Source organism: Luethyella okanaganae, assembly GCF_042660285.1.
Lineage (GTDB): Bacteria > Actinomycetota > Actinomycetes > Actinomycetales > Microbacteriaceae > Luethyella > Luethyella okanaganae.
This window is the reverse complement of the sequence record NZ_JBHSTP010000001.1, coordinates 1,064,673-1,090,611: the sequence shown is the minus strand read 5'-3', so window position 1 is coordinate 1,090,611 and position 25,939 is coordinate 1,064,673. Positions and strand designations below refer to the sequence as shown.

The window sequence follows — 25,939 nt, the reverse complement described above, 5'->3', positions numbered from 1 at the left end:
GGAACGGCCGCGAGTCAGGAGGCGCGAACGGCACTCTCGTCTTTGATGCGCTGCCAGAGGGCGTCCGCCTGGCTCATCGTGTTGGCGAGAGAGCCGTCGGTGTCGATCACGACATCGGCGATCGCGAACCGCTCCGCGTCACTCGCCTGGGCGTCGACTCTGGCCCGCGCGTGTTCTCCGCTCAGCCCGCGTTCCTCGACGAGACGCTGGACGCGTGTCTTCTTCTGGGCATGAGCAACGACGACCAGGTCGAAGGGGTGATCGACGGCAGCCTCGACGAGCAGCGGCACGTCGTACACGACGATCGCGTCGGGGTCCTCCGCCTCAGCCTTCGCAAAGAGCTCGCTCGAAAGTCGTCGCACCGCCGGGTGCACGATGGCATTGAGCTTGTCGCGCTCGGCGGCATCCGAGAAGACGATCGCGCCGAGCGCCTCTCGGTCGAGGGTTCCATCCTTGCCGACGACCGAGTCCCCGAAGACCTCGCGGATCTTCGCGAGCCCCTCCGTGCCCGGCTCGACGACGCGACGAGCGAGCTTGTCAGCGTCGATGTGCACGGCTCCATGCTCGACGAGTCGCCTCGCGACCGTCGACTTTCCCGAGGCGATACCGCCTGTGAGTCCAATAACATACACGGAGCCAACTCTATCCATGCCAGACTCGAATGACCCCTGACAGCCCGATCGAGGAGGCCGGGTCCAGAAGGACCCGGCCCCAACGGATCAGGAGTTGCTGGAGAGCTTCTCGCGCAGAGCAGCGAGCGACTCGTCGTCCGCGAGCGTGCCGCCGACGGCGGTCTCGCTCGAGAAGGACGCGCCGGCCGAAGCGACATCGCCGCCGACGACAACCTCCTCGTTCGCGGTAGCAACCTGCTTCTTGTGCGCTTCCCAACGAGCCTGGGCCGCAGCGTACTCCTGCTCCCATTTCTCGCGCTGGGCGTCGAAGCCTTCGCGCCACTCGTTGGTCTCCGGGTCGAAGCCCTCGGGATACTTGTAGTTGCCCTGATCGTCGTACTCCGTGAGCATGCCGTAGAGGGCCGGGTCGAACTCGGTTCCCTCGGGGTCGACGCCCTCATTGGCCTGCTTGAGGCTCAGCGAGATACGGCGACGCTCGAGATCGATGTCGATGACCTTGACGAAGACCTCATCGCCCACCGACACGACCTGCTCGGCGAGCTCGACGTGCTTGCCCGACAGCTCGGAGATGTGGACGAGGCCCTCGATGCCCTCGGCGACGCGAACGAACGCACCGAAGGGGACGAGCTTCGTGACCTTGCCCGGCGCGACCTGGCCGATGGCGTGGGTACGGGCGAAGACCTGCCACGGGTCCTCCTGGGTCGCCTTGAGCGACAACGAGACACGCTCGCGGTCGAGGTCGACTTCGAGGATCTCGACGGTGACCTCCTGGCCGACCTCGACGACTTCGCTGGCGTGTTCGATGTGCTTCCACGACAGCTCGGAGACGTGCACGAGGCCGTCGACGCCGCCGAGGTCGACGAACGCGCCGAAGTTGACGATCGACGAGACGACGCCTTTGCGTACCTGACCCTTCTGGAGGTTGTTCAGGAAGGTGGTCCGGCTCTCGGACTGCGTCTGCTCGAGAAGCGCACGACGCGAGAGAACGACATTGTTGCGGTTCTTGTCGAGTTCGAGGATCTTCGCCTCGATCTCCTGGCCGAGGTACGGCGTGAGGTCGCGCACGCGGCGGAGCTCGATGAGCGACGCCGGAAGGAAGCCGCGCAGGCCGATGTCGACGATGAGACCACCCTTGACGACCTCGATGACCGAGCCGGTGACGACGCCGTCGGCGTCCTTGATCTTCTCGACATCACCCCAGGCGCGCTCGTACTGCGCGCGCTTCTTGGACAGGATGAGACGACCCTCCTTGTCCTCCTTCTGGAGAACGAGGGCCTCGACGGTGTCGCCGACGTTGACGACCTCGCTGGGATCGACGTCGTGCTTGATGGAAAGTTCGCGGGAGGGGATCACACCCTCGGTCTTGTAGCCCACGTCGAGCAGAACCTCGTCGCGGTCGATCTTCACGACGGTGCCCTCGATGAGGTCTCCGTCGTTGAAGAATTTCAAAGTCTTCTCGACCGCGGCAAGAAAGTCCTCAGCAGAGCCAATGTCGTTGACAGCTACCTGCTTGGGTGCCTTTTCGGTCGTTGCGATTGTCATGTAGTAGTTGCTCCAGTACGGACGGGATCGGGCCGCTCGTGGTAAGAAAAATTGAGTCCGCGAGAGGCATGCGAATAGGACATCACAAACGTGACATCCTAGCTTAGCCGGATTCCGCGGACTGCGGCAAGCCGAGACATTTCTGCATGATCTGGCGCGGTGCAGGCTCGGGGCTCCCCGCCATCCGGGCTACTTCTGCAGCGCCGACTTCAGGGTGTCGAGGCCGACACCGCCGAGGTCGAGCGCACGACGGTGAAATTCCTTGACAGAGAATGCCGAGCCCTCGCGAGCCTCGGCCTCATCGCGCAGCTGCTCCCAGATGCGCTGTCCCACCTTGTACGACGGCGCCTGGCCGGGCCAGCCGAGATAGCGATTGACCTCGAACCGCACGAACTGATCGCTCATGTTGACGTTCCTGCCCATGAACTCGAAGGCGTACTCCGCCGTCCACGGGCCGGAGCCATCCGGCAGCCGCTTCTGGAGATGCACGCCGATGTCCAGAACGACCCGCGCTGCACGCATCCGCTGGCCGTCGAGCATGCCCAAGCGATCAGCCGGGTCGTCGAGGTAGCCGAGCTGTTCCATGAGACGTTCGGCGTAGAGCGCCCACCCTTCGGCATGACCGGAGGTGCCTGCCAGCTGGCGCCGCCAGGTGTTGAGCTTCGCACGGTTGTAGACGGCCTGGCCGATCTGCAGGTGATGCCCGGGCACGCCCTCGTGGTAGACGGTGGTGAGCTCGCGCCACGTGTCGAACTCGGTCACCCCCTCGGGGACCGACCACCACATCCGGCCCGGGCGAAAGAAGTCGTCGGTCGGCCCGGTGTAGTAGATCCCGCCCTCCTGGGTTGGGGCGATCATGCACTCGAGGGTGCGGATCTCCTCAGGGATGTCGAAGTGCGTGGCACCGAGTTCGGTGATCGCCCGGTCGCTCGTCTCCTGCATCCATCTCTGCAGGGCGTCCGTTCCGTGCAGTTTGCGACTCGCGTCACCGTCGAGGAATGCGATCGCCTCTTCGACGGACGCGCCGGCCTTGATCTCGTTCGCGATCGATTCCTGTTCCACGACCATGCGGGCCAGCTCCTCGACACCCCATTCGTAGGTCTCGTCGAGGTCGATCTTCGCCCCGAGGAAGCGGCGGGACTGCAGGGCGTAGATGTCGCGTCCGACGGCATCGCGTTCCGTCGCGGCCTGTTCGAGCTCGTCGGCGAGGAAGGCGGCAAGCTTGCCGTAGGCGGACGCGGACGTGACCGCGCCGTTCGCGAGCTCCCGCGTCAGGGACGCGGACAGCTCCCCGTCTTCGATGGCTGCGCCGGCGACGAAGCTCGCGAAGAAGCCATCGGGCGCCGCGTGCTTGCGGGCCTGGTCCGCGACTTCGCGCACCTGACGCTTGGCCGGCGTGACTCCGTCCGCGATGCCTTTGCGGAGCGTCTCGATGTAGCCGTCGACCGCCGCCGGCAGTCTGCTGAGCCGCGCACTGACGTTCTCCCAGTCGTGCACGGTGCCGGTCGGCATGAGGTCGTAGACCTCACGAAGCCCCTGAGCGGGAGAGGCGATCACATTGAGGTCGCGGAGGTGGAGGCCCGCCTCCGAGCTCTCGACCTCGAGGGCGAGCTCGGCACGGAGATCCGTCCTCGTCACCTCATCGACAGTATCGACAGGAGTCGCTCCGTCGAGCTTCGCGATGACCTTCTTGGCCTCGGCCATCAGCTGCTCGTGCCCGGACGGCGAGTAGTCCCCGTAGCTGTCGTTCGCTTCGTCGCGACCGATGTACGTGCCGAGGGATGGCACGAGTTCGACGAGGGTATCGACCCAGTCCTCGGCGATCTGGTCGATCGCCGAGGGTGTTCGCTGCTGTTCAACCGTCATGGATCGAGACTATGGCAGCGAGCACGGATCTCTCGACGCCTCAGTGCGCGGCGTCGTCCCAGTTGGCGCCGTGTCCGAGTTGGACGTCGAGAGGCACGAGCAGCTCGGCACCCCCGCCCATTCCGGCCCTCACGATCTTCTCGAGGGCATCGGCCTCTCCGTCCGCGACCTCGAAGATCAATTCGTCGTGCACCTGCAGGAGCATGCGCGACTCCAGTTTCTGTGCGGCGATGTCGCGTTCGATCGCGATCATCGCGAGCTTCATGATGTCGGCGGCGGAGCCCTGGATCGGCGAATTGAGCGCCTGGCGCTCCGCCGCCTCGCGATGCACCCGATGAGGACTCTGCAGGTCGGGGAACGGGCGCCGACGCCCGTAGATGGTGGTCGTATATCCGTCGACCCTCGCCTGCTCTACGACGTTGCGCAGGTAGTCGCGCACCGCGCCGAAGCGGGCGAAGTAGTCGGTCATGAGCTGCCTGGCCTCCGCTGTCTCGATCCGCAGTTGCCTCGACAGACCGAAGGCGCTGAGACCGTATGCGAGCCCGTAAGACATGGCCTTGACCTTCGTGCGCATGATCGGCGACACCCCCTCCGGAGCGACTCCGAAGATGCGGGCGCCGACGAAACGGTGCAGGTCCTCGCCGGCGTTGAACGCCTCGATGAGTCCTGGGTCCTCGGAGAGGTGCGCCATGATGCGCATCTCGATCTGCGAGTAGTCGGCGGTGAGCAGCGTCTTGTAGCCTTCGCCGACGCGGAAGGCGGCGCGGATGCGACGACCGTCCTCGGTGCGGACCGGGATGTTCTGCAGATTCGGGTCGTTCGAAGCGATCCGGCCTGTCGCGGTGCCGATCTGCACATAGGTCGTATGGATGCGTCCACTCGCGTCTATCGCCTTGTCGAGGGTCTCGACGATCTGCCTCAGCTTCGTCGCGTCGCGGTGCTCGAGGAGCAGCCCCAGAAAGGGGTGCGGGTTGCTCTCCTGAAGGTCGGCGAGTGCTCCGGCGTCCGTGGAGAAGCCCGTCTTGGTGGCGCGCGTCTTGGGCATCCCGAGCTGGTCGAAGAGCACCTCCTGGAGCTGTTTTGGCGAGCCGAGGTTCACCTCGTGACCGATCTCGGCATAGGCCTTCGCCGCGATTCCGGCGACACTCTCGCCGAGCTCCTCTGAGAGGGCGGCGAGCTGGGAATGGCTCACGGCGACACCGCGGAGCTCCATCTCAGCGAGAACGGCGAGCGTCGGCATCTCGATCGCGTCGAGAACGTGCCGCGAACCGTCGTCGAGCGATGCGAGCACCACCGGCGCGACCCTGAGGGTGTACCAAGCCTGCGCCGGCGCCCCAGACGGCGAGTTCTCGTCGGGGACCAACTGGTTGACATCGGTCTGCGGCAGGGTCTCGTCGAGATAACGCTGAACGAGATCGGCGAGCGACTTCTCCTGGCCGCCCGGACGGATGAGCCATCCGGCGACGAGCACGTCGGTCGCCAGGCCGTCGAAGGCGAGGCCGGACCGACGCATCGCCTTGAGCTGCGTCTTGGCGTCGCTCATGATCTTCGGCGCGTCGCTCGCAAGCCAGGCCTCGAACGGAGCGTAGTCGGCTCGCTCCGGAATCCAGGGAAGCGTCACCGTTTCGCTCGACGTCGCGATTCCGAAGCCTATGGCCTTGCCGTCCATGAGCTCCACAGAGAGCCCGAGTCCACCCGGATGCGCGACGACCGCACGCGCAAGCCATCCGGCGAGCTCCTCGTCGAGAAGGCTCTGGGCGACCGGGATCGCGGGAGCGCCATTGCGCGCCTCGTCGACGACGGCGTCGGAGATGGCTGCCGCCGCGAGGATGCCCTCGCCACCCTCCTGCTTGAGCACGCGCTCGAGAATGCTGCGGAACTCCAGCCTGGCAAAGATGTCGCGCACGGCCTGTTCGTCGATGGGCCGACGTTCGAGTTCTGGAAGGTCGAGCGGAAGCTCGAGGTCGGTGATCAGATGGTTGAGTCTCCGGTTGCGGACGGCGTTGTCCTTCTGCTCGCGCAGGTTGTTGCCGACGACGCCCGCGATCTCGTCGGCGTGTTCGAGGATGCCGTCGAGGCTGCCGTAGAGGCCGAGCCATTTCACGGCGGTCTTCTCGCCCACCTTGGAGATGCCGACGAGATTGTCGCTGGCCTCTCCGACGAGCGCCGCGATATCGGGGTATTGCTCCGGACGGATGCCGTAGCGCTCCATGACCGCGTCCGGATCGTAGCGTTTGAGCTGCGACACCCCCTGCGTGTTGGGGTAGAGCAGCGTGACGTCGTCGTTCACGAGCTGGATCGTGTCGCGGTCCCCCGAGACGATCAGCACCCGGTACCCCTGCTCGACCCCCCGCACCGAGAGGGTGGCGAGGATGTCGTCGGCCTCGTAGTCCTCTTTCACGATCGTGCGGATGCTCAGGGCCGCCAGGGCCTCCTGCAGGAGGGGGATCTGTCCGATGAACTCGGGGGGTGTCTCGCCCCGTGTGCCCTTGTACTCGGGGTATTCCCGGGTGCGGAACGAATGGCGCGAGATGTCGAAAGCGACGGCGAGGTGGGTCGGTTTCTCGTTCCTGAGCAGGTTGATCAGCATCGAGAGGAACCCGTGGATGGCGTTCGTGTGCTGCCCGTCCTGCGTGCGGAAGCTATCGACCGGCAAGGCGTAGAACGCCCGGAATGCCAGGGAATGACCGTCGATGATGAGGAGGGTAGGCTTTTCTGCGTCCGACACAGCCCCAGCCTACAAGTCGCCCCAGACACCGGTTGGCCCGATTCGAAGGTGAACATGACCGAGATGACACAGGATGCCCTCGACTGGGCGTTGAAGCGCGGCCTGGGCACTCTCGCCGACAAGATGGGTATCGAGCTCACCGAGTTCACCGTCGAACGTGCGGTGGGACGTATGCCCGTCGACGGCAACACTCAGCCGGCGATGCTCCTGCATGGCGGCGCCTATGTGGTGCTCGGGGAGTCGCTCGGATCGATGGCCGCCAACCTCTGGGCTGGGCCGGGCAAGCTCGCCGTCGGTATCGAGATCAATGCGACCCATACCCGCTCGGCGACATCCGGCTGGGTCACCGGAGTCTGCACGCCGATCCACTTGGGCCGAACACTGACGACGCACGAAATCGCCGTGAGCGACGAGCAGGGGCGGCGCTGCTCGACCATTCGCATCACGAACCTCGTCAAGGACCTCCCGATGGGGAGCTAGCGCCCGCTTCTCGTTACTTCTTGGCGGAGAGCTGCTCGATGATCGCCTGAGCGACATCGTGCATCGTCAGGCGACGGTCCATCGACGCCTTCTGGATCCAGCGGAACGCCTCGGGCTCCGTGAGACCCATCTTCTCGTTGAGCAGTCCTTTGGCGCGGTCGACGAGCTTGCGGGTCTCGAAGCGCTCGACCATGTCGGAGACCTCTGCCTCGAGGGCGATGATCTGCGCGTAGCGCGCGAGGGCGATCTCGATGGCCGGCAGCAGGTCGTTGGGGGTGAACGGCTTGACGACGTAGGCGAGGGCGCCCGCTTCGGTCGCACGCTCGACGAGCTCCTTCTGGCTGAAGGCGGTGAGGAGGACGACGGGGGCGATGTGCCCTTTGCTCAGACGTTCCGCCGCGGAGATCCCGTCGAGCTGGGGCATCTTGACGTCCATGATGACGAGGTCGGGGCGCAACTCTGTGGCGAGGGCGACGGCCGTCTCGCCGTCGCCGGCCTCGCCGACGACCTCGAATCCGTTGTCACGAAGGATCTCGACGATATCGAGACGGATGAGGGATTCGTCTTCTGCAACGACCACGCGTCGTGGCGCAACGGGGGAGGTGTCTGTGTCGGTCACGGTGAAAGCCTACGGTATTGTGGTCGAGGTCTTGTGCGCCGGTGTGGCGGAATGGCAGACGCGGAGCACTCAAAATGCTTTGTCTGAAAGGGCGTGTGGGTTCGAATCCCACCACCGGCACGACCTCGAAGGCCCCCACTTCACCGTATTTACGGTGAAGTGGGGGCCTTCGTTCTTCTCGTCGTAGGCGACAACACGGCCTGTCATAGAATAAGGTTAGCCTTACCTAATCGGTTATCAATTCAACGACAGGAACAAACTGTGCACCGACCCGTCCGCCTCATCACAGCCGTCTTCACCGCTGCGGCACTTCTCCTCGCTGCCACCGGCTGCGGCGCATCCGCCGGCCCCTCGACGAAGTCGGCTGAGCAACGCAGCATCGCACACGAGCTGGGCGAGACCGAGATCACCGGCACGCCTGAGCGCGTGGTCGCCCTCGAGTTCTCCTTCGTCGACACGCTCCTCGTCCTGGGCGTCGACCCCGTCGGCATCGCGGACGACGACGACGAAAGCCGGGTCACGCAGCTTGCCGGGGACAAGATCGACTACGACTCGGTCGGTACCCGCTCGGAGCCGAACCAGGAGATCATCGCGAGCCTCGCCCCCGACCTGATCATCGCGGACCTCGATCGGCACTCGGCGATCTACGAGCAGTTGTCGGCCATCGCGCCGACGGTGGTGTTGAACAGCCGCGAGGGCAGTTACAAGGACATCCGCGACGGCGTGCTCACGATCGCCGACGCGCTCGGCGACGAGCCGAAAGGCGAGGCCGTGCTGGCGGCGCACGACAAGACGATGAGCGGATACGCCGACCTCATCCCGAACACGGAGACACGCACGTTCCAGCTCGCCGTCGCTCGAGACGACTCGCTGCGGCTGCACACGAGCGGTTCCTTCGACGGGGCCGTGCTGAACGCTCTCGGTCTCACGGTCGCTGTGCAGTCCGAAAAGCCCTACGAGGACGTCGATCTGGAGCGCGTCGCCGGAGTGAACCCCGGCGTGCTTCTCATCGCGACCGACGCGAACAACCCGATCACCGCGCAGTGGGCTAAGAACGCCGTCTGGACCGGCATGACCGCCATCGCGAACGGCTCCTCCTACGACGTCGACCGCAACGTCTTCACACGCTTCCGCGGCCTCCGCTCCGCCGAGCTCGTCGCGCGGGACATCCTGAGCCACGTGTACGGCACCCGCGTGTGACGACCCTCGTCAACCGTCCGCTGCCCGCGGGCGTCGTCGCGCCCGCGGGCCGTCGGCGCCCGCTCCTCACGGCGACCGTGCTGCTCGCGGTTCTGCTCGCGGGGGTCGTCGGCAGCGTCGGCATCGGCTCGAGCGCCGCGGATCCGCTGAGCTCTTTGGCCGGTCTCGCCCGCCTCGACGACGCGACCATCCTCACGATTGCGAATGTGCGTTTGCCACGCACCGTGCTCGGGATCGCCGTCGGCGCGGCTCTCGCTGTCGCCGGCTCTCTCATGCAGAGCCTGACCCGAAACCCACTGGCCTCGCCGCAGACGTTCGGCGTCACCGCCGGCGCCAGTGTCGCGATGGTCGCCACCATCGTCTACACGCCGTGGACCTCGACGCTCGGCGCCTTTCCTGCGTTGCTCGGCGGAGTGCTCGGCGGAGTGCTCGTCTGGTCGCTCGCCTCCCGCGGCAGCCTCGGTCTCGCCGCGCTCGCACTGGCCGGCATGTCCGTCCACCTCCTCCTCACCGCGCTCGTGCAGGGTATGGCCGTGCTGAACGACGCATCCGTCGACATCGTGTTCTGGCTCGCCGGCTCGATCTCGGGAGCGCAATGGAACGATGTCACCCTCGCCACTCCCCTGATCGGTCTCGGCGTCGCCACCGCGGCCGTGATGGGCAGACAACTGTCCATCCTGGCGCTGGGTCCTGAGACGGCCACGACCTTCGGGCAGAACTATGGACTCGTGTCTGCGCTCGTCGGCGCCCTGGTCGTCCTCCTCGCCGGTGCCGCGGTCGCCGTTTCGGGTCCGATCGGCTTCGTCGGTCTCATCGTCCCTCACCTCATCCGTCTGGCCGCCGGCCACCAGGAACGCTGGTCCATCCCCCTGTGCGCGCTCAGCGGGGCCACGATGGTCACCACGGCCGACGTCCTCGGGCGAGTGCTGTTCTTCCCGAGCGAGTTCCCCGCTGGGATCGTCACGGCGCTGGTCGGCACTCCCCTCTTCCTGGTGCTCGTGCGCCGGAGCCGGAGAACGTCATGACCGTCGGGATCGTGCGCATCGCCGTGCTCGCGGTCTGCCTCGTCGCGCTGTCCGTGCTCGGTATCGGAATCGGCGCCGTGTTCGTGCCGCCCGAGGCGGTGATCGCCGCGCTCGCCGACCCGAGCGCTCCTGGATCGTTCATCGTGGTGCAGTACCGACTGCCGCGGGTCGTCGGCGGCGTCCTCGCCGGAGCCGCACTCGCGGTGTCAGGGGTTCTGCTCCAGGCCGCGCTGCGGAACCCGCTCGCCTCCCCCGACGTGATCGGCGTGAGCAAGGGCGCTGGCCTCGGCGCACTGCTGGCCATCATGCTTCTGCCCGCGAGCACTGTTGCAGTGATACCGATCGCGGTCGTCGTCGGCGCGGCCGTCGCCGCGGCTCTACTCCTTCTCCTCGCCCGCGGCCGATCGGGGGTCGCCTCGATCGCCCTCACCGGGATCGCGGTGGGTGCGTTGTGCCAGGCCGGCATGCAGTTCCTGCTCGTGTCTTTCCCCGGCGACACCAACCAGGCGATGATCTGGCTCGCCGGCTCGCTCTACGGCACGACGATGCCCGAGGTGGTCCTCCTGGGCGTCTGGCTGTTCGTGTGCGCACCCCTGGTCGTTCTCGCGGGCCGCCGGCTCGACCTCGCCGGGTTGAACGAGACGAGCATGATCAGCCTCGGCACCGCACCGAACCGGCTCCGCGGCGAGTTCATCGCCCTCGCCGTCGCCCTCGCAGCCGGCGGCGTCGCCGTGGTCGGCGGGATCGGTTTCATTGGCCTGCTCGCCCCTCACCTCGCCGGTCGTCTCGTGGGCCGGCGCGCCCACCTCCTCCTGCCCGCCGCCGCCCTCCTCGGCGCGCTCCTGCTTGGCGTCGCCGATGTGCTCGGGCGCATCGTCGCCACACCGAGTGAGGTTCCGGCCGGCATCGTCACCGCCGTCGTCGGCGCACCCTACCTGCTCCACCTCCTCGGAAGGGAAACCCGCATCCGTGCCTGACACCATCAGCGCTGAACGCGCAACTGAGGCGCGCCTGCGCGCCGACGACGTGACCGTCGGCTACACCGAGACGCCCGTGTTGTCTGGCGTCACCCTCGACATTCCGACCGGCAAGATCACCGCCCTGATCGGCGCGAACGGATGCGGCAAGTCGACACTACTCGCCGCGCTCTCCCGCGTTCGTCCGCCCCGCGACGGCACCGTCCTCCTCGACGGCGCGTCAATCGCCCGCATGCCGTTGCGCGAGGTGGCGAAGAGCCTGACCATCCTGCCGCAGACCCCCATCGCTCCCGAGGGTCTGACCGTCAGGCAGCTGTGCCGGCTCGGACGAAACCCGCACCGCGGTCGGTTCGGACGGGCGAACACCGACGACGAGACGATCGTCTCCCGTGCCATCGCTGCCTGCGGCCTCCTCGAACTGCAGGACCGTGCGGTCGACGAGCTCTCCGGCGGGCAGCGTCAACGCGCGTGGATCGCGGTGGCCCTCGCGCAGGACACCCCGCTGCTGCTTCTCGACGAGCCGACGACCTACCTCGACCTCGCGCACCAGGTCGAGGTCCTGGAGCTGCTGCGCACGCTCAACCGCGAGCACGGACGCACGATCGTGATGGTGCTGCACGACCTCAATCAGGCCGCGCGCTACGCCGATCACGTCGTGGCGCTCAGCGGTGGCGGCATCCACATTGAAGGCACCCCGGCCGAGACGCTCACGGAACAGACGATCCGGCTCGTCTACGGACTCGACTGCCGGATCGTGCCGAACCCGATCGACGGGACGCCTCTGTGCATTCCGCTGTGACATGAGCGTCGCCCTCGCCGGGCCACCGTCTCCAGCATCCGCTCAGCGCTTGTAGGCCGGATCAGCGCTTGTAGGCCGGAGCGACCTCGTTGTGCGCGTCACCCACCTTGTGGACTCGGATGTCGTTGGTGGATCCAACGATTCCGGGAGGAGATCCGGAGATCACGACGACCTTGTCGCCGACTTCCGCCATGCCGTTTCCGAGCAGCACGTCGTCGATCTGGCTGAACATGAGGTCGGTGTGCGAGACACGATCGACGAGATAGGTCTGCACTCCCCAGGTCATCGCCAGCCGGCGGCGGATGCCTGGCTCCGGGGTGAAGGCGAGCATGGGGATCTTCGAACGGAGGCGGGACATGCGTCGCGCCGAATCGCCAGACTCCGTGAAGATGCAGAGATACTTGGCGTCCACGAAGTCAGCCACCTCCTTCGCGGCGAGCGTGATCGCACCGCCTTGCGTGCGCGGCCTCGCCGTGACGGGAAGGATCCGCTCGAGACCGTGCTCCTCGGTCGAGTCGATGATACGGGCCATGGTCTGCACCGTGATGACCGGATACTCCCCAACGCTGGTCTCTCCCGAGAGCATGACGGCGTCGGCCCCGTCGAGCACGGCGTTCGCGACATCCGAGGTCTCGGCGCGCGTCGGAACCGGGCTGTGGATCATCGACTCGAGCATCTGCGTCGCGACGATGACGGGCTTCGCCATACGGCGAGTGAGCTCGACGGCGTGCTTCTGCACGATCGGAACCGCTTCGAGAGGCAGCTCAACGCCCAGGTCGCCGCGGGCGACCATGATCGCGTCGAAGGCGTCGACGATCTCCTCGAGATGGTCGACGGCCTGCGGCTTCTCGATCTTGGCGATCACCGGAACGCGGCGTCCGACCTCGGCCATGATCTCGTGTACCTTCACGATGTCGTCCGCACTGCGCACGAACGAGAGCGCGATGAGGTCGGCACCGAGCTCGAGGCCCCAGCGCAGGTCGGCCTCGTCCTTCTCGGAGAGCGCGGGAACGTTGACGGCGACGCCGGGCAGGTTGATGCCCTTGTTGTTCGAGACCGGGCCGGCGACGATGACCTCGGTCCTGACGACCGTGCCATCGGTCTCCAGCACCTTGACACGCACCTTGCCGTCGTCGATCAGCAGGAAGTCCCCTGGCTTGACGTCATTCGGCAGCCCTGTGAAAGTCGTGCTGCATATCTCCTTGTTTCCGATGATGTCCTCGGTCGTGATCGTGAAGACGTCTCCTTCGGCGAGCTCGTAGGGGCCGTTCTCGAACTTGCCGAGCCGGATCTTGGGACCCTGCAGGTCGACGAGCACTGCAACGGCGCGGCCTGAGTCGTTGGCGGCCTTGCGCACGTTCTGATAGACGGTCTCGTGCACGGCGTAGCTGCCGTGACTGAGATTCATACGGCATACGTCGACGCCGGCATCGATCAGGGCTCTGATCTGCTCATAGCTCGACGACGCCGGACCGAGGGTTGCGACGATTTTCGCGCGTCTCATTCTGTTCTGCTCCGTGATTCCTGCCCTGTAGGGCGCTCGGGGATATGTTCCGTGAACGGTTCGGACAGATCTAGATCTAGATGGTGAAGCCGCGGTCGGTCGGCTTGACCGGCGACGGCAATTGCGTCTCCCCTTCAAGGTAGCGGTCGACGGCGGCTGCCGCAGCCCTGCCCTCTGCGATCGCCCAGACGATGAGCGACTGGCCACGACCGGCATCGCCGGCAACGAAGACGCCCGAGTGGCTCGTCTGGTAGGCGCCGTCGCGCTCGAGATTTCCGCGCACGTCGAACGGCACCTCGAGCTGAGGGGCGAGGTCCTGCTGTTCCGGACCTGTGAAGCCGAGGGCCAGGAGCACGAGGTCCGCCGGGATCTCACTCTCTGTTCCCGTCTTGGGAACCCGGCGGCCGTCGAGATATTCGGTCTCGGCCACCCGGATCGCCCGCAGTTCCCCCGCATCGTTCGCCAGGAATTCAACCGTCGAGGCCAGATACTGCCGCATTCCGCCCTCTTCATGGGCGCTCTGCACCTCGAACACAGTGGGGTCCATGGGCCAGGGCTGATGCTCAGGGCGACCGATCGACGGTTGCCTGCCGATGGCCAGGTTGGTGACGGAAGCCGCCTGCTGGCGGTGCGCCGTGCCGATGCAGTCGGCACCGGTGTCGCCGCCGCCGAGCACGACGACGTGCTTGCCCTCAGCCGTGATCTGGTTATCCACGTGGTCACCGGCCCCGACACGATTGGCCTGCACGAGGTATTCCATGGCGAAGTGCACGCCCAGCAGGTCACGACCGGGGATCGGCAGATCGCGCGGAACCATCGCACCGGTCGCGATCACAACGGCGTCGTAGCGGGTGCGCAGCTCGTCCCAGGTGATGTCGACGCCGATGTTCACCCCGGCACGGAAACGGGTTCCCTCCGCGATCATCTGCTGCAGACGCGCCTCGAGGTGCCGCTTCTCCATCTTGAAGTCGGGGATGCCGTAGCGGAGTAGTCCGCCGATACGGTCGTCGCGCTCGAACACGGCCACAGTATGGCCTGCGCGGGTGAGCTGCTGCGCTGCTGCGAGACCGGCCGGGCCTGAGCCGACGACCGCGACGGTCTTGCCGGTGAGTCGTCCAGGCGGGTGCGGCTGCACCCAACCGTTGGCGTACGCCTGGTCGATGATCGAGACCTCGACCTGCTTGATCGTGACGGCAGGCTGGTTGATGCCGAGCACACAGGAGGACTCGCAGGGTGCCGGGCAGAGGCGACCGGTGAACTCGGGGAAGTTGTTCGTCGCGTGCAGGCGCTCGATCGCGTCGCGCCCTTCACCCCGGTACATCAGGTCGTTCCACTCAGGGATCAGATTGCCGAGGGGGCAGCCCTCGTGGCAGAACGGGACACCGCAGTCCATACAGCGTCCGGCCTGGCGACGGAGCTGGGCAGGGTCGCCCGGCTCATAGACCTCTTTCCAGTCCATGAGACGCACCGACACCGGACGACGGGCGGGAAGCTCCCGTTCGGTCGTCGTGAGGAAGCCCTTCGGGTTAGCCACCGGTCACCTCCAGGATTCGGGTCCACACGATGTCGCCATCGGGGTCCAGTCCCTCGTCGAGGGCGTGCCGACGGGTTTCGAGCACCGCGGCGTAGTCGCGCGGCAGCACCTTGACGAAGCGATCCATCGTCTCGTCGAGAGTGGCGAGGAGCCGGTCGGCCAGCGCCGACTCGGTCTCGGCACGATGCTGTTCGAGCAGGTCGCGCACGATCTCGCGGTCCGCGCTGCCGAGCTCGTGCAGCTCGAGTTCGCCACTATCGAGCGAATCACGGTTGACCCGTTCGCGCTTGAGGTCGTACACGTAGGCTGTGCCCCCCGACATCCCCGCGCCGAGGTTGCGTCCGGTGCCACCGAGGATGAGGGCGAGACCACCCGTCATGTATTCGAGTGCGTGGTCGCCGACGCCCTCGACGACCGCGGTCGCTCCAGAGTTGCGCACGAGGAACCGTTCACCGACGATGCCGCGGATGAACATCGTCCCCTGCGTCGCGCCGTAGCCGATCACATTCCCGGCGATGACGTTGCGCTCCGCCGGGAACACGCTGTGCCGGTCCGGTCGAACGACGATCTGACCGCCAGAGAGCCCCTTGCCCACATAGTCGTTGGAGTCGCCTTCGAGCCGCAGGGTGATGCCGCTCGGTAGGAAGGCGCCGAGGGACTGCCCGGCCGATCCGGTGAGCGTGACCTCGATCGAGCCGCTCGGCAGGCCGTTCTCGCCGTGCCGCACTGTCACCTCGTGACCGAGCAGGGTGCCGACAGCGCGTTCGGTGTTGCGGATCGGCAGGGCGATCGATACGCGCCCACCGTGGTCGAGCACATTGACGCTCCGGCGGATCAGTTCGTTGTCGAAGTGCTGGGCGATCTCGTGCTCCTGCCCGCGCCGATTCTGGCGTGGCTCGGCATCCGAGAAGTCCGGTCCGACGAGTATCGGGGTGAGATCCATACCCGATGCCTTCCAATGCTCGACCGCGGCGTCGACGTTGAGCACCTCGCGGTGGCCGATGGCCTCCTCGAAGCTGTGGAAACCGAGTTCCGCGAGATACTCGCGCACCTCCTGGGCGATGAACTCGAAGAAGTTCACGACGAACTCCGGCTTTCCGCTGAAGCGTTTGCGCAACTCGGGGTTCTGGGTCGCGACGCCGACAGGGCAGGTGTCGAGATGGCAGACGCGCATCATGATGCATCCCTCGACCACGAGCGGCGCCGTGGCGAAGCCGAACTCCTCCGCGCCGAGCAAAGCACCGATCACGACGTCACGGCCGGTCTTGAGCTGGCCGTCGACCTGCACGACGACGCGGTCGCGCATGCCGTTGAGCATGAGCGTCTGCTGGGTCTCGGCAAGGCCGAGTTCCCACGGCGTCCCGGCATGCTTGAGAGAGTTCACCGGGCTCGCGCCGGTTCCGCCGTCGTGGCCCGAGACCAGGATCACGTCGGAGAGCGCCTTGGCGACTCCGGCCGCAACCGCGCCGATCCCCGACTGGCTTACGAGCTTGGTGTGGATGCGGGCCTTGGGGTTGGCACGCTTGAGGTCGAAGATGAGCTGTTTGAGGTCCTCGATCGAATAGATGTCGTGATGCGGCGGCGGCGAGATGAGTCCGACCCCCGCCGTACCGTGGCGTGTGCGCGCGATCCACGGGTAGACCTTCGTCGATGGCAGCTGACCGCCCTCACCGGGCTTGGCCCCCTGCGCGAGTTTGATCTGGATGTCGTCGGCATGCGTGAGGTACATGCTCGTCACGCCGAAGCGGCCGGAGGCGACCTGCTTGATGGCGCTCCGACGCTCCGGGTCGAGCAGACGGTCGAGATCCTCGCCGCCCTCGCCCGTGTTCGACTTGGCGCCGAGCCGGTTCATCGCGATCGCGAGCGTCTCATGCGCCTCCTTCGAGATCGAGCCGTAGCTCATCGCGCCGGTCGAGAACCGCTTGACGATCGATTCGACCGACTCCACCTCGTCGATCGGCACGGCGGGGCGCTGGCCCGCGTTGAAGGTGAACATGCCACGAAGGGTCATGAGCGTCGCCGCCTGGTCGTCGACGAGCTTCGTGTACTCGCGGAACACATCGTACCGGCGCGTGCGCGTCGAGTGCTGCAGGCGAAAGACCGTCTCCGGGTTGAACAGATGCGGCGATCCCTCGCGGCGCCACTGGTACTCGCCACCGGTCGCGAGACGCTCATGAACGGTGACAGCGGCATCCGCCGGGTAAGCGGCGCTGTGCCGAGCGAGGGTCTCGGCCGCGACCACGTCGAGACCGATGCCGCCGAGCTTGGAGATCGTTCCGGTGAAGTACTCGGCGACGAACTCGTCGTTCAGGCCGATCGCCTCGAACGCCTGAGCACCCGCATACGACGAGATCGTCGAGATGCCCATCTTGGACATGATCTTGAGCACGCCCTTGCCGAGCGCCTTGATGACGTTGCGCACGGCCTTCTCCGGCGTGACTCCGGTGATGACCCCGGTGCGCACGAGGTTCTCACAGCTCTCCATCGCCAGATAGGGGTTGACGGCGGACGCCCCGTAACCGATCAGCAACGCGACATGGTGCACCTCGCGCACATCGCCCGCTTCGACGATGAGCCCGACCTTCATTCGGTTCTCAGCCCGGATGAGGTGGTGGTGCACGGCAGCGGTCATGAGCAGCGACGGGATCGGCGCGAGGTCCTTGTTGGAGTCGCGGTCGCTCAGCACGAGGAAGCGCGCTCCGGCCGCGATCGCGTCGTCGGCTTCGCCGCAGAGCGCGACGAGCCGGTCGTGGAGGGCATCCGGCCCCTCATCGAAACGGTAGAGACCGCGAATGGTGGCCGTGGTGCGACTGCCGGGCTTGGGATCGATGTGCTGGATCTTCGCGAGCTCGTCGTTGTCGATCACCGGAAAGGTGAGCGACACCTGGCGCGCGTGTTCCGGTCCGGCGTCCAGCAGATTGCACTCGGGGCCGACAGAAGTGCCGAGCGAGGTGACGACCTCCTCGCGGATCGAGTCGAGCGGCGGGTTCGTCACCTGCGCGAACTGCTGGGTGAAGTAGTCGAAGATGAGTCGCGGACGCTCCGAAAGCACGGCGATCGGTGTGTCGGAGCCCATGGCCCCGAGCGGCTCGGCACCGGTTCTGGCCATGGGGGCGAGCAGGATGCGCAACTCCTCCTCGGTGTACCCGAAAGTGCGTTGACGGCGCACGACGGATGCCGGCGGGTGCACGATGTGCTCACGCTCCGGAAGGTCGGCGAGTTTGATTCTGCCGGTCTCGAGCCACTCGCCCCACGGTTCGGCGGCCGCCAGCTCCGCCTTGATCTCGTCGTCCTCTATGAGCCGGCCGGCGATGGTGTCGACGAGGAACATCTTGCCGGGGCGCAGACGACCTTTGCGTACGACTTTGCTCGGATCTATGTCGAGCACGCCGATCTCGCTGGCCAGCACGACGAGTCCGTCGTCGGTGACGAGGTAGCGTCCAGGGCGGAGCCCGTTGCGGTCGAGAGTCGCGCCGACGAGGGAGCCGTCGGTGAAGACGATCGCGGCCGGGCCATCCCACGGCTCCATGAGCATCGAATGGTACTCGTAGAACGCTCGACGCTCCGGATCGATGTCACTCTGGTTCTCCCACGCCTCGGGGACCATCATCATGACGGCGTGTGGCAGCGAACGGCCGGAGAGGGTGAGGAGTTCGACGACCTCGTCGAAGGAAGCCGAGTCGCTCGCCCCCGGGGTGACGATCGGCAGAAGCGGTGACAGCTCCCCGAGCAGCTCGGACTCGAGCTGCGACTGGCGGGCACGCATCCAATTGCGATTGCCCTGGATTGTGTTGATCTCTCCGTTGTGCGCGATCATCCGGAACGGCTGCGCAAGCGGCCAGGACGGGAAGGTGTTCGTGGAGTAGCGCGAGTGCACGAGGGCAAGCTTCGACGCGAACCGCTCGTCGGAGAGATCGGGATAGAACGGCTCGAGCTGCAGAGTAGTGACCATGCCCTTGTAGACGAGCGTGCGACAGGACAACGAGGCGAAGTAGATCTCAAGTTCGCGTTCGGCCCGTTTGCGCAGACGGAAAGCCTGACGGTCGAGCTGGATGCCGCCGGCCACCGCACCGCTCTCGGTCGTGTGGGTGCTCTGCACATAGAGTTGCTGGATGGCCGGCATGGCGGCACGCGCCAGATTGCCGACCTCGTCGGGGCGGACGGGCACCTCACGCCAGCCGAGGATCGTCAGTCCTTCCTCGACTGCGATCGTCGCGATCGCACGCTTGATCGAACTGCGCGCGGTCGGGTCGGTGGGCAGGAAGGCATTGCCAACGGCGTAGCGACCGACAGGGGGCAGCGCGAAGTCGGTGACGGCACGCAAGAATGCATCAGGAATCTGCGTGATGATGCCGGCGCCGTCGCCGGTGCCCGCGTCGGAGCCGACCGCCCCGCGGTGCTCGAGGTTGCGCAGGGCGTCGAGCGCGGCCGTGATGATGTCGTGCCCGGCCGTGCCACGAAGAGTCGCGACCATGGCGAGGCCACACGCGTCCTTCTCGTGGGCGGGGTCGTAGAGCCCCTGACGTTCAGGTGTTGTGCCGAACCTCGAAAACGTCGGTTGAAGCGCCATCAAAGACCGTCCTCACGAAGTGGAAACCAGGATGGGACGACGTCGGCCCGAGAACAGAGGATGTTTGCACGGCAGCCTCGGTGCAGCCGGTGCCGTGAACAGGATCGGGGGTTGCCTGGATCTAGACGCGCGCGCCGTTTGTGCTTGTGGCCTCGGCTCCGCCCGACTCCGACGATTCTGCGGCATCCTCGCTGCTCTCATCGTCATCCGAGTCGGTGTCGTCAAATTCTACATCAGGGTCGGGTCCCTTCCACTCACGCCCCGGTCGGTAAAGGGTGAGTTCGTCGCCGGCGTGTCGGCGCGCCTGCACGGCGATGACGACGATGCCGACGATCACGGCGAGCCAGGCCGCCCAGACATTTGTGCGGATTCCGAGGAACATCTCGCTCGGGTCGACGCGGATCGACTCGAAGAAGCTGCGACCCAGACCGTACCAGATGAGGTAGACGCCGAACGCCTTGCCCCAGCGCAGGCTCATTCGGCGTTCGAGGAAAAGAATGACCGCGACACCTGCGAGATTCCAGATGATCTCATAGAGGAAGGTCGGGTGGAACAGTGTCCCGGCGGGCAGTCCGACCGGGAAGGCCGGATTGCTGGACTCGATCTCGAGGCCCCAGGGCAGATCGGTGGGCAAGCCGAAGAGCTCATGGTTGAACCAGTTGCCGAGTCTGCCCATAGCCTGCGCGACGAGCATGCCGGGCGCGAGCGCGTCGGCGAACGACCAGAATCGGATGCCTGTGAGCCGGCAGCCGATGTAGGCGCCGACGGCGCCGCCCAGGAGCGAGCCGAAGATGGCGTTGCCGCCCTCCCAGATATAGAGCGTGCGCAGCAGGTCGGCGCCGGGATAGAAGTAGTCGCCGGGGTGGGTGAGCACGTGGTAGATACGCGCGCCGACGATACCGAGCGGCACGGCCCACAGGATGATGTCGAGCACGATGCCGGGCTCCGCGCCGCGCTTGGTGAGGCGGCGGCTCGTCATGATCGTCGCGACGATGATGCCGGCGAGGATGCAGAGGGCGTAGGCGTGGACTCGGAAGATCCCGATGTCGAAGTAGCTCCAGTCCGGGCTCGGAATGCTCAGAGGTGCAAACACCAGTTGATTAACCTTTCTTCGCGGCCGCACGTTGGGCGTGGCCGGCCGTAGCCTTCGGCGACTGCATCAGCCGGCGCAGTCCGCCTCGGTCAATTTATCTTAGTTCGCCGTGTTCGCGGTCCGGGTGCCGGCCGCGAGGTCTCTCGCGAGGGCGCCGACCGCGTCGACTCCGCCATCGCCGAGCGCCTTGACGAGCGCAGAGCCCACGATCGCGCCGTCCGCGTAGCCGAGGATCTCGCGCACCTGCTCGGCCGTCGACACTCCCAGGCCGACGCAGGCGCTCGTCGATCCCGCGGCGCGCAATCGTCCTACGAGGGCGCGGGCGGCTGTGTCGACGTCGCTGCGGGCGCCCGTGATTCCCATCGTCGAGACGGCGTAGACGAAACCACGGCTGGCTTCGACGGCCTGATGCAGTCGTTCGTCCGAGGAGGAAGGCGCGGCGAGGAAGACCCGGTCGAGGCCGGTGCGTTCCGACGCCGCGATCCAGTCGGCTCCCTCGTCGGGAATGAGGTCCGGCGTGATGAGACCGGCTCCCCCGGCATCCGCGAGGTCGTCGGCGAAACGGTCGACACCGTACTGCACGACGGGGTTCCAATAGGTCATGATCAGCACGGGTGCCTGGACTTGCGCGGCGATGGCCGAGACGGCCGCGAAGCCGTCGCGCAGCCGGAAACCGCCGGCGAGGGCGCGCTGCGTCGCCGCCTGAATGACCGGCCCATCCATGACCGGGTCGGAATAGGGCAGACCCAGTTCAAGCGCATCGACGCCGTTCTCGACGAGCGCGACGGCGGCGTCGATGCTCTCGGCGAGGCTCGGAAAGCCGACGGGCAGGTAGCCGATCAACGCTCCGCTGCCGGCGTCGACACGAGCGCGGATGACGTTCTCGACGCCTCTGCTCGCCGCGTTGCTCATGACTGCTCCGCCCCGGCGTCGATGAGGTCGAAATATCGGCCCGCCGTCTCCATGTCTTTGTCGCCGCGGCCACTGAGGTTGACCAGGATCGTCGTGTCTGCGCCGAGCGCCGTTCCGAGTTCGAGAGCGCCGGCGAGGGCGTGCGCCGACTCGATCGCCGGGATGATCCCCTCCGTGCGGCTCAACAGGCGCAAGGCGCTCATGGCCGCGGCATCCGTGATCGGCAGATAGGAGGCCCGGCCGATGCTCGCGAGCCAGGCATGCTCCGGGCCGACGCCCGGATAGTCTAGGCCGGCTGAGATGGAGTGCGACTCGATCGTCTGGCCGTCGTCGTCCTGCAGCAGGTAGCTGCGTGCGCCGTGCAGCACCCCGGGACGGCCTTTCGTGATGGTCGCCGCGTGACGGAGCGTTTCGGAGCCCTCGCCACCGGCCTCGAAGCCATAGAGCGCGACCGAGGGGTCGTCGAGGAAGGCGTGAAAGATGCCCATCGCGTTCGAACCGCCGCCGACACAGGCCACGACCGCCGTAGGCAATGCGCCGGTGAGGTCGAGCACCTGCTGACGCGCCTCTTCGCCGATGATCTTCTGGAAGTCGCGGACCATCGCGGGGAACGGGTGCGGACCGGCGACGGTTCCGAAGATGTAGTTGGTGTTCTCGACGTTGGTGACCCAGTCCCGCATCGCGTCGTTGATGGCGTCTTTGAGGGTGCGCGAGCCGGTCTTCACCGGGATCACCTCTGCGCCGAGCAGACGCATGCGGGCGACGTTGAGCGCTTGGCGCTCGGTGTCGACCTCGCCCATGTAGACGACGCAGTCGAGGCCGAAGAGAGCGGCGGCCGTCGCCGTCGCGACGCCGTGCTGACCCGCTCCGGTTTCGGCGATGACACGCGTCTTGCCGATGCGCTTGGTCAGGAGTGCCTGCCCGAGAACATTGTTGATCTTGTGCGAACCCGTGTGGTTGAGGTCCTCGCGTTTGAGGATGATGCGCGCGTCGCCCGCGTGCCTGGCGAACCGCGGCACCTCGGTGACGATCGACGGGCGGCCCGTGTAGTTCTTGTGCAGTTCGGCGAGCTCGGCCGCAAAGGCCGGGTCCTGCCGGGCGAGGGCATACGCCTCGGAGAGTTCGTCGAGGGCCGCGACGAGGGACTCGGGGACGAAGCGTCCGCCGAAGTCGCCGAAGTACGGCCCGCTTTCATTGCGGAGAGACATTTAGACCGCCAGGAATTCGGAAAGGACATGGATCGGGTCGCCCGTGACGAGCGCTTCGCCGACGAGGACGACATCGGCGCCGGCAGCCCGGTAGCGCGCGACATCCGCCGCCGTCTTGACGGCGGACTCGGCGACACGGACGACACCGGCCGGAAGCCGGCCGGCGAGTGCGCCGAACAGGTTCTGGTCGAGCTCGAAGGTGGAGAGGTCGCGGGCGTTGACGCCGACGAGCCTGGCTCCGATGTCGAGAGCTCGGTCGACCTCGTCGGCGCTGTGGGTCTCGACGAGTGCCGTCATCCCGAGCCCCGTAACGAGTTCGTGCAGCGAGGCGAGCACCGGCTGCTCGAGCGCTGCGACGATGAGGAGAACCATATCGGCACCTGCTGCTCGCGCCTCGAAGACCTGGTAGGGCGTCGCGACGAAGTCCTTGCGCAGCACGGGAATTCCCACGACTGCCCGCACGGCCTCGAGGTCGGCGAGCGATCCGCGGAACCGCCTCTCCTCGGTCAGGACGCTGATCGCGCTCGCTCCGCCCACCTCATAGGCGGCGGCGAGCGCTGCCGGATCGGGGATCTCGGCGAGAACACCCCTCGAGGGGCTGGAACGCTTGACCTCGGCGATGATCTTCACTCGGTCGGCAGGCTGAAGCGCCGACAACGCGTCGATTGCCGGTGACCGTTCGAGCGCTTGCGCTTCGACGGTGGCGAGTGGGCGGATCAGCGAACGACGCTCGGCGTCTTCAACCGCCCCGGCGGTGAGCTCGGAGAGCACCCGCTAGTGGTCTTTCGGTGAGTACTTCGGTCCGTTCACACCGTAGCCGGATCGAGCAAGGATCCAGCCGACGATGAGCCCGGCCGCGAGCAGAGCGGCCGACGCCCAGACCAGCCAGGACAGGTTGAGAACGAAAGCAATGGTGCCGATCGTGAAAGCGGCGAGCATGATGATGACAGAGGTCCACGCGGCCGGCGAATTGCCGTGGCCTGGCTCGACTGACTCTGTGCTCATGGTTCTCCTTAGGTGGATCGTCGTGCGAGGAAAGTCTAGCGGTTGGCGAGCGTTTGCCTGGGCAGGCACGGTCACACGGTCGGGTCGTCGCCGCGGCTGAGCTCGTCCCAGGTGTCGACCGAGTGGTCCGCGGCGTCTTCGAGAGCCGGCTCCACCGGCTCGAGGCGCACCGCCTGATAACGACGAGACGACTGCGGCCATCGCCGGGCGGTCACGATCGCGGCCAGCCCGGCGACGACCATGAGAGGGGCGGCGATCATCGCGACCACTGGCCACCCGGTCGCTGAGGAGGAGACGACAAGCGAGGCGATCGACTCCCGGCCCGCGACCCCGGTCGCCGCCGTGACGGCCGACGACGCAGACCCGGCCGGGTCTGCGAACGCAAATGCCGCCGCGAGGAAAACGCTGGCACCGAGCAGGATCTCGAGCAACCCGAGAACGGTGCGGAAGACCACTCCGGCAATGGCGAGAGCCCCCGCGAGGGCGAGGCCGGAGAGCGCGAAGGCGGTGAGCGCGGGGGCGGCTACGGCACCTGGGATGTCGAGTGCGAGCGTCGCATCGTTCGCCTCGGCCAGGTTCACGGTGAACCATGTCTGGGTCCATGCGAGCAGCGTGAGCCCGCTCGCCAGCACGACAAGCAGCATGGTGCCGTACTTGAGACGCTTCGGCGACATCATTCCGCGCCGACTCGGCGCATGGCGTTGGCGACGGCGATGGCGCGAAGCGGCGCAGCGGCCTTGTTCTGCGACTCCTGGAACTCGCTCGCGGGATCCGAGTCGGCGACGAGGCCGCCGCCGGCCTGCACGTGCGCGACTCCGCCGATGATGGTCGCCGTGCGAATGGCGATGGCGAGATCAGCATCCCCGGCGAAGCCGAAGTATCCGACGACACCGCCATAGACACCTCTCTGGGCGGGTTCGAGCGCGTCGATGATCTGGAGCGCGCGAGGCTTGGGTGCCCCAGACAACGTGCCGGCCGGGAACGTCGCGCGGAAGACATCGATGGCATTGGCCGATGGGAGGAGATCGCCCTCGACCGAGGAGACGATGTGCATGATGTGGCTGAACCGCTCGATGCGCATGAACTCGGTCACCTCGACGGACCCGGCCGCGCAGACCTTGAGCAGGTCGTTCCTGGCCAGGTCGACGAGCATGAGGTGCTCCGCCCGCTCTTTTGCATCGGCGAGCAGTTCGATCTCGAGGTCGGCATCCTCCTCGGGTGTCGCACCTCGCGGCCTGGAGCCGGCGATCGGATGCGTGAACACCCGGTCGTTCTGCACCTTGACGAGCGCCTCGGGCGAAGAGCCGACGATCCAGTATGGCTCCCCTGCCGGCGACTCGAGGCTCAGCAGGTACATGTACGGGCTCGGGTTGAGGCTGCGTAGCACTCGGTAGACATCGATCGGGTGCGCCGTGCATTCCTCGTCGAAACGTTGGGAGATGACGACCTGAAAGATGTCGCCGTCACGGATGTGCTCCTTGGAGCGGTCGACGGCCGCGAGAAAGTCCTCGCGGCGGGTACGCGGGCGCGAATGCGCCGGGGTGTCGAGGTCGACCTCGGCGAGCCAGGCCTCTGACGGTCGGGCGAGCCTGGTCTGCAACGCGTCGAGTCTCGCCTGGGCGTCCGCCCAGAGGGCGTCCACGGACTCGGTCCCGTCGTTGAGCACGTTCGCGATGAGCTGGACCGTGCCGAACTTGTGGTCGAGCACGACGAGGTCCGCGACGAAGCTGAAGGCCTGTCCTGGCACGTCGTAGTCGGCGGGCGGGCGATTCGGCAAGCGCTCGATCTGACGGATCGCCTCCCAGCCGATGAAGCCGACGAGCCCACCGGTGAGCGGGGGCAACCCTGGGATGCGCGGCGTCTGCCAGCGTTCGTAGAGGTGCTCGAGCGCGGCCAGCGGCGGGAGCTCGGCCGCCGCGCCGAGAGCGCGATCGGCCGAGACTCCGTAGTCGATCCAACGCACGACGTCATCGTCTTGACTCAGAACTCCGAAGGACGAGACTCCGACGAAGGAGAACCGCGACCAGATGCCACCCTGTTCAGCCGATTCGAGCAGGAAGCTGCCCGGTCGGCCCGCTGCGAGCTTGCGATAGATCCCGACGGGCGTCTCGCCATCGGCGAACAGCTCACGGAGCACCGGGATGACCCGGTGATCGGCGGCGATCGCGTCGAAGCGAGAACGCGTGGTCGAGCCTGCCGTGGTCATGCCTGCCGGGGCATCCGTCATGTCGTGGACTCCTGAGCG

General features: G+C 66.5%; 20 protein-coding genes and 1 tRNA gene. 6 read left to right on the top strand and 15 right to left on the bottom strand.

Features of this window, described 5'->3' with window-relative positions; all coding sequences use genetic code 11:
• Positions 1 to 14 precede the first annotated feature (14 nt).
• The 4 genes from coaE to polA all read right to left on the bottom strand — a co-directional run bounded on the left by coaE (position 15) and on the right by polA (position 6,768).
• Positions 15 to 632, bottom strand: coding sequence for a dephospho-CoA kinase (gene coaE, locus ACFQB0_RS05110; RefSeq protein ID WP_386728374.1), 618 nt, complete (start codon positions 630 to 632; stop codon positions 15 to 17).
• 87 nt (positions 633 to 719) lie between these two features.
• Complete coding sequence (gene rpsA / locus ACFQB0_RS05105) at positions 720 to 2,174, bottom strand: 30S ribosomal protein S1 (protein ID WP_386728372.1); 1,455 nt, start codon at positions 2,172 to 2,174, stop codon at positions 720 to 722.
• 189 nt (positions 2,175 to 2,363) lie between these two features.
• Positions 2,364 to 4,040 carry a DUF885 domain-containing protein gene (locus tag ACFQB0_RS05100; protein WP_386728369.1) on the bottom strand — a complete coding sequence of 559 codons (1,677 nt, stop codon included), beginning with the start codon at positions 4,038 to 4,040 and terminating at the stop codon, positions 2,364 to 2,366.
• 40 nt (positions 4,041 to 4,080) lie between these two features.
• The gene (gene polA, locus ACFQB0_RS05095) at positions 4,081 to 6,768 is read right to left on the bottom strand and encodes a DNA polymerase I (protein ID WP_386728366.1); all 2,688 of its coding nucleotides are present in this window, start codon (positions 6,766 to 6,768) and stop codon (positions 4,081 to 4,083) included.
• Positions 6,769 to 6,831: 63 nt separating this feature from the next.
• Between polA and ACFQB0_RS05090 the strand changes: the two genes are divergently transcribed.
• Entirely contained in the window at positions 6,832 to 7,248 is a 417-nt protein-coding gene (locus ACFQB0_RS05090) for a hotdog fold thioesterase (protein WP_386729660.1), read from the top strand.
• A gap of 13 nt (positions 7,249 to 7,261) precedes the next feature.
• Here ACFQB0_RS05090 and ACFQB0_RS05085 read toward each other — a convergent pair whose 3' ends face one another.
• The gene (locus tag ACFQB0_RS05085; protein WP_386728365.1) at positions 7,262 to 7,867 is read right to left on the bottom strand and encodes an ANTAR domain-containing response regulator; all 606 of its coding nucleotides are present in this window, start codon (positions 7,865 to 7,867) and stop codon (positions 7,262 to 7,264) included.
• A gap of 37 nt (positions 7,868 to 7,904) precedes the next feature.
• Between ACFQB0_RS05085 and ACFQB0_RS05080 the strand changes: the two genes are divergently transcribed.
• The 5 genes from ACFQB0_RS05080 (at position 7,905) to ACFQB0_RS05060 (ending at position 11,868) form a co-directional block, all read left to right on the top strand.
• Positions 7,905 to 7,987, top strand: a tRNA-Leu gene (locus ACFQB0_RS05080).
• A gap of 141 nt (positions 7,988 to 8,128) precedes the next feature.
• Positions 8,129 to 9,067 carry an ABC transporter substrate-binding protein gene (locus tag ACFQB0_RS05075; RefSeq protein ID WP_386728363.1) on the top strand — a complete coding sequence of 313 codons (939 nt, stop codon included), beginning with the start codon at positions 8,129 to 8,131 and terminating at the stop codon, positions 9,065 to 9,067.
• Positions 9,064 to 10,092 carry a FecCD family ABC transporter permease gene (locus tag ACFQB0_RS05070; RefSeq protein WP_386728361.1) on the top strand — a complete coding sequence of 343 codons (1,029 nt, stop codon included), beginning with the start codon at positions 9,064 to 9,066 and terminating at the stop codon, positions 10,090 to 10,092. The genes ACFQB0_RS05075 and ACFQB0_RS05070 overlap by 4 nt, the downstream gene beginning before the upstream one ends.
• Positions 10,089 to 11,069, top strand: a complete 981-nt coding sequence (locus ACFQB0_RS05065; protein WP_386728359.1) for a FecCD family ABC transporter permease — start codon at positions 10,089 to 10,091, stop codon at positions 11,067 to 11,069. Before ACFQB0_RS05070 ends, ACFQB0_RS05065 begins: the two co-directional genes overlap by 4 nt.
• Positions 11,062 to 11,868, top strand: coding sequence for an ABC transporter ATP-binding protein (locus tag ACFQB0_RS05060; protein WP_386728356.1), 807 nt, complete (start codon positions 11,062 to 11,064; stop codon positions 11,866 to 11,868). The genes ACFQB0_RS05065 and ACFQB0_RS05060 overlap by 8 nt, the downstream gene beginning before the upstream one ends.
• 61 nt (positions 11,869 to 11,929) lie before the next feature.
• On the opposite strand, the gene pyk is transcribed toward ACFQB0_RS05060, so the two are convergent.
• The 10 genes from pyk to ACFQB0_RS05010 all read right to left on the bottom strand — a co-directional run bounded on the left by pyk (position 11,930) and on the right by ACFQB0_RS05010 (position 25,921).
• Complete coding sequence (pyk, locus tag ACFQB0_RS05055) at positions 11,930 to 13,372, bottom strand: pyruvate kinase (RefSeq protein WP_386728354.1); 1,443 nt, start codon at positions 13,370 to 13,372, stop codon at positions 11,930 to 11,932.
• 76 nt (positions 13,373 to 13,448) lie between these two features.
• Positions 13,449 to 14,906, bottom strand: a complete 1,458-nt coding sequence (locus ACFQB0_RS05050; protein WP_386728352.1) for a glutamate synthase subunit beta — start codon at positions 14,904 to 14,906, stop codon at positions 13,449 to 13,451.
• Positions 14,899 to 19,476, bottom strand: a complete 4,578-nt coding sequence (gene gltB, locus ACFQB0_RS05045) for a glutamate synthase large subunit (RefSeq protein ID WP_386728350.1) — start codon at positions 19,474 to 19,476, stop codon at positions 14,899 to 14,901. Before gltB ends, ACFQB0_RS05050 begins: the two co-directional genes overlap by 8 nt.
• 121 nt (positions 19,477 to 19,597) lie before the next feature.
• A complete protein-coding gene (lgt, locus tag ACFQB0_RS05040; protein ID WP_386728348.1) occupies positions 19,598 to 20,569 on the bottom strand; it encodes a prolipoprotein diacylglyceryl transferase in 972 nt (323 codons plus the stop codon).
• A 99-nt stretch (positions 20,570 to 20,668) separates the two neighbouring features.
• Positions 20,669 to 21,481, bottom strand: a complete 813-nt coding sequence (trpA, locus tag ACFQB0_RS05035; protein ID WP_386728344.1) for a tryptophan synthase subunit alpha — start codon at positions 21,479 to 21,481, stop codon at positions 20,669 to 20,671.
• On the bottom strand, positions 21,478 to 22,689 hold the full coding sequence (gene trpB / locus ACFQB0_RS05030; RefSeq protein ID WP_386728342.1) for a tryptophan synthase subunit beta: 1,212 nt from the start codon (positions 22,687 to 22,689) through the stop codon (positions 21,478 to 21,480). The genes trpA and trpB overlap by 4 nt, the downstream gene beginning before the upstream one ends.
• Positions 22,690 to 23,460 carry an indole-3-glycerol phosphate synthase TrpC gene (trpC, locus tag ACFQB0_RS05025; protein WP_386728340.1) on the bottom strand — a complete coding sequence of 257 codons (771 nt, stop codon included), beginning with the start codon at positions 23,458 to 23,460 and terminating at the stop codon, positions 22,690 to 22,692.
• A 3-nt stretch (positions 23,461 to 23,463) separates the two neighbouring features.
• On the bottom strand, positions 23,464 to 23,694 hold the full coding sequence (locus ACFQB0_RS05020) for a DUF6704 family protein (protein WP_386728338.1): 231 nt from the start codon (positions 23,692 to 23,694) through the stop codon (positions 23,464 to 23,466).
• Between the two features lie 71 nt (positions 23,695 to 23,765).
• Positions 23,766 to 24,371: a Trp biosynthesis-associated membrane protein gene (locus ACFQB0_RS05015; protein WP_386728336.1), complete on the bottom strand. Its 606-nt coding sequence runs from the start codon at positions 24,369 to 24,371 to the stop codon at positions 23,766 to 23,768.
• Complete coding sequence (locus ACFQB0_RS05010; protein WP_386728333.1) at positions 24,368 to 25,921, bottom strand: anthranilate synthase component I; 1,554 nt, start codon at positions 25,919 to 25,921, stop codon at positions 24,368 to 24,370. Before ACFQB0_RS05010 ends, ACFQB0_RS05015 begins: the two co-directional genes overlap by 4 nt.
• Between the last annotated feature and the right edge of the window lie 18 nt (positions 25,922 to 25,939).

Coding starts and splice junctions, on each gene's coding strand:
- rpsA (WP_386728372.1), bottom strand. CDS start 2,174: ATGACAATCGCAACGACCGAAAAGGCACCCAAGCAGGTAGCTGTCAAC.
- ACFQB0_RS05100 (WP_386728369.1), bottom strand. CDS start 4,040: ATGACGGTTGAACAGCAGCGAACACCCTCGGCGATCGACCAGATCGCC.
- ACFQB0_RS05020 (WP_386728338.1), bottom strand. CDS start 23,694: ATGAGCACAGAGTCAGTCGAGCCAGGCCACGGCAATTCGCCGGCCGCG.
- ACFQB0_RS05065 (WP_386728359.1), top strand. CDS start 10,089: ATGACCGTCGGGATCGTGCGCATCGCCGTGCTCGCGGTCTGCCTCGTC.
- trpA (WP_386728344.1), bottom strand. CDS start 21,481: ATGAGCAACGCGGCGAGCAGAGGCGTCGAGAACGTCATCCGCGCTCGT.
- ACFQB0_RS05090 (WP_386729660.1), top strand. CDS start 6,832: ATGACACAGGATGCCCTCGACTGGGCGTTGAAGCGCGGCCTGGGCACT.
- pyk (WP_386728354.1), bottom strand. CDS start 13,372: ATGAGACGCGCGAAAATCGTCGCAACCCTCGGTCCGGCGTCGTCGAGC.
- ACFQB0_RS05015 (WP_386728336.1), bottom strand. CDS start 24,371: ATGATGTCGCCGAAGCGTCTCAAGTACGGCACCATGCTGCTTGTCGTG.
- ACFQB0_RS05010 (WP_386728333.1), bottom strand. CDS start 25,921: ATGACGGATGCCCCGGCAGGCATGACCACGGCAGGCTCGACCACGCGT.
- trpB (WP_386728342.1), bottom strand. CDS start 22,689: ATGTCTCTCCGCAATGAAAGCGGGCCGTACTTCGGCGACTTCGGCGGA.
- gltB (WP_386728350.1), bottom strand. CDS start 19,476: ATGGCGCTTCAACCGACGTTTTCGAGGTTCGGCACAACACCTGAACGT.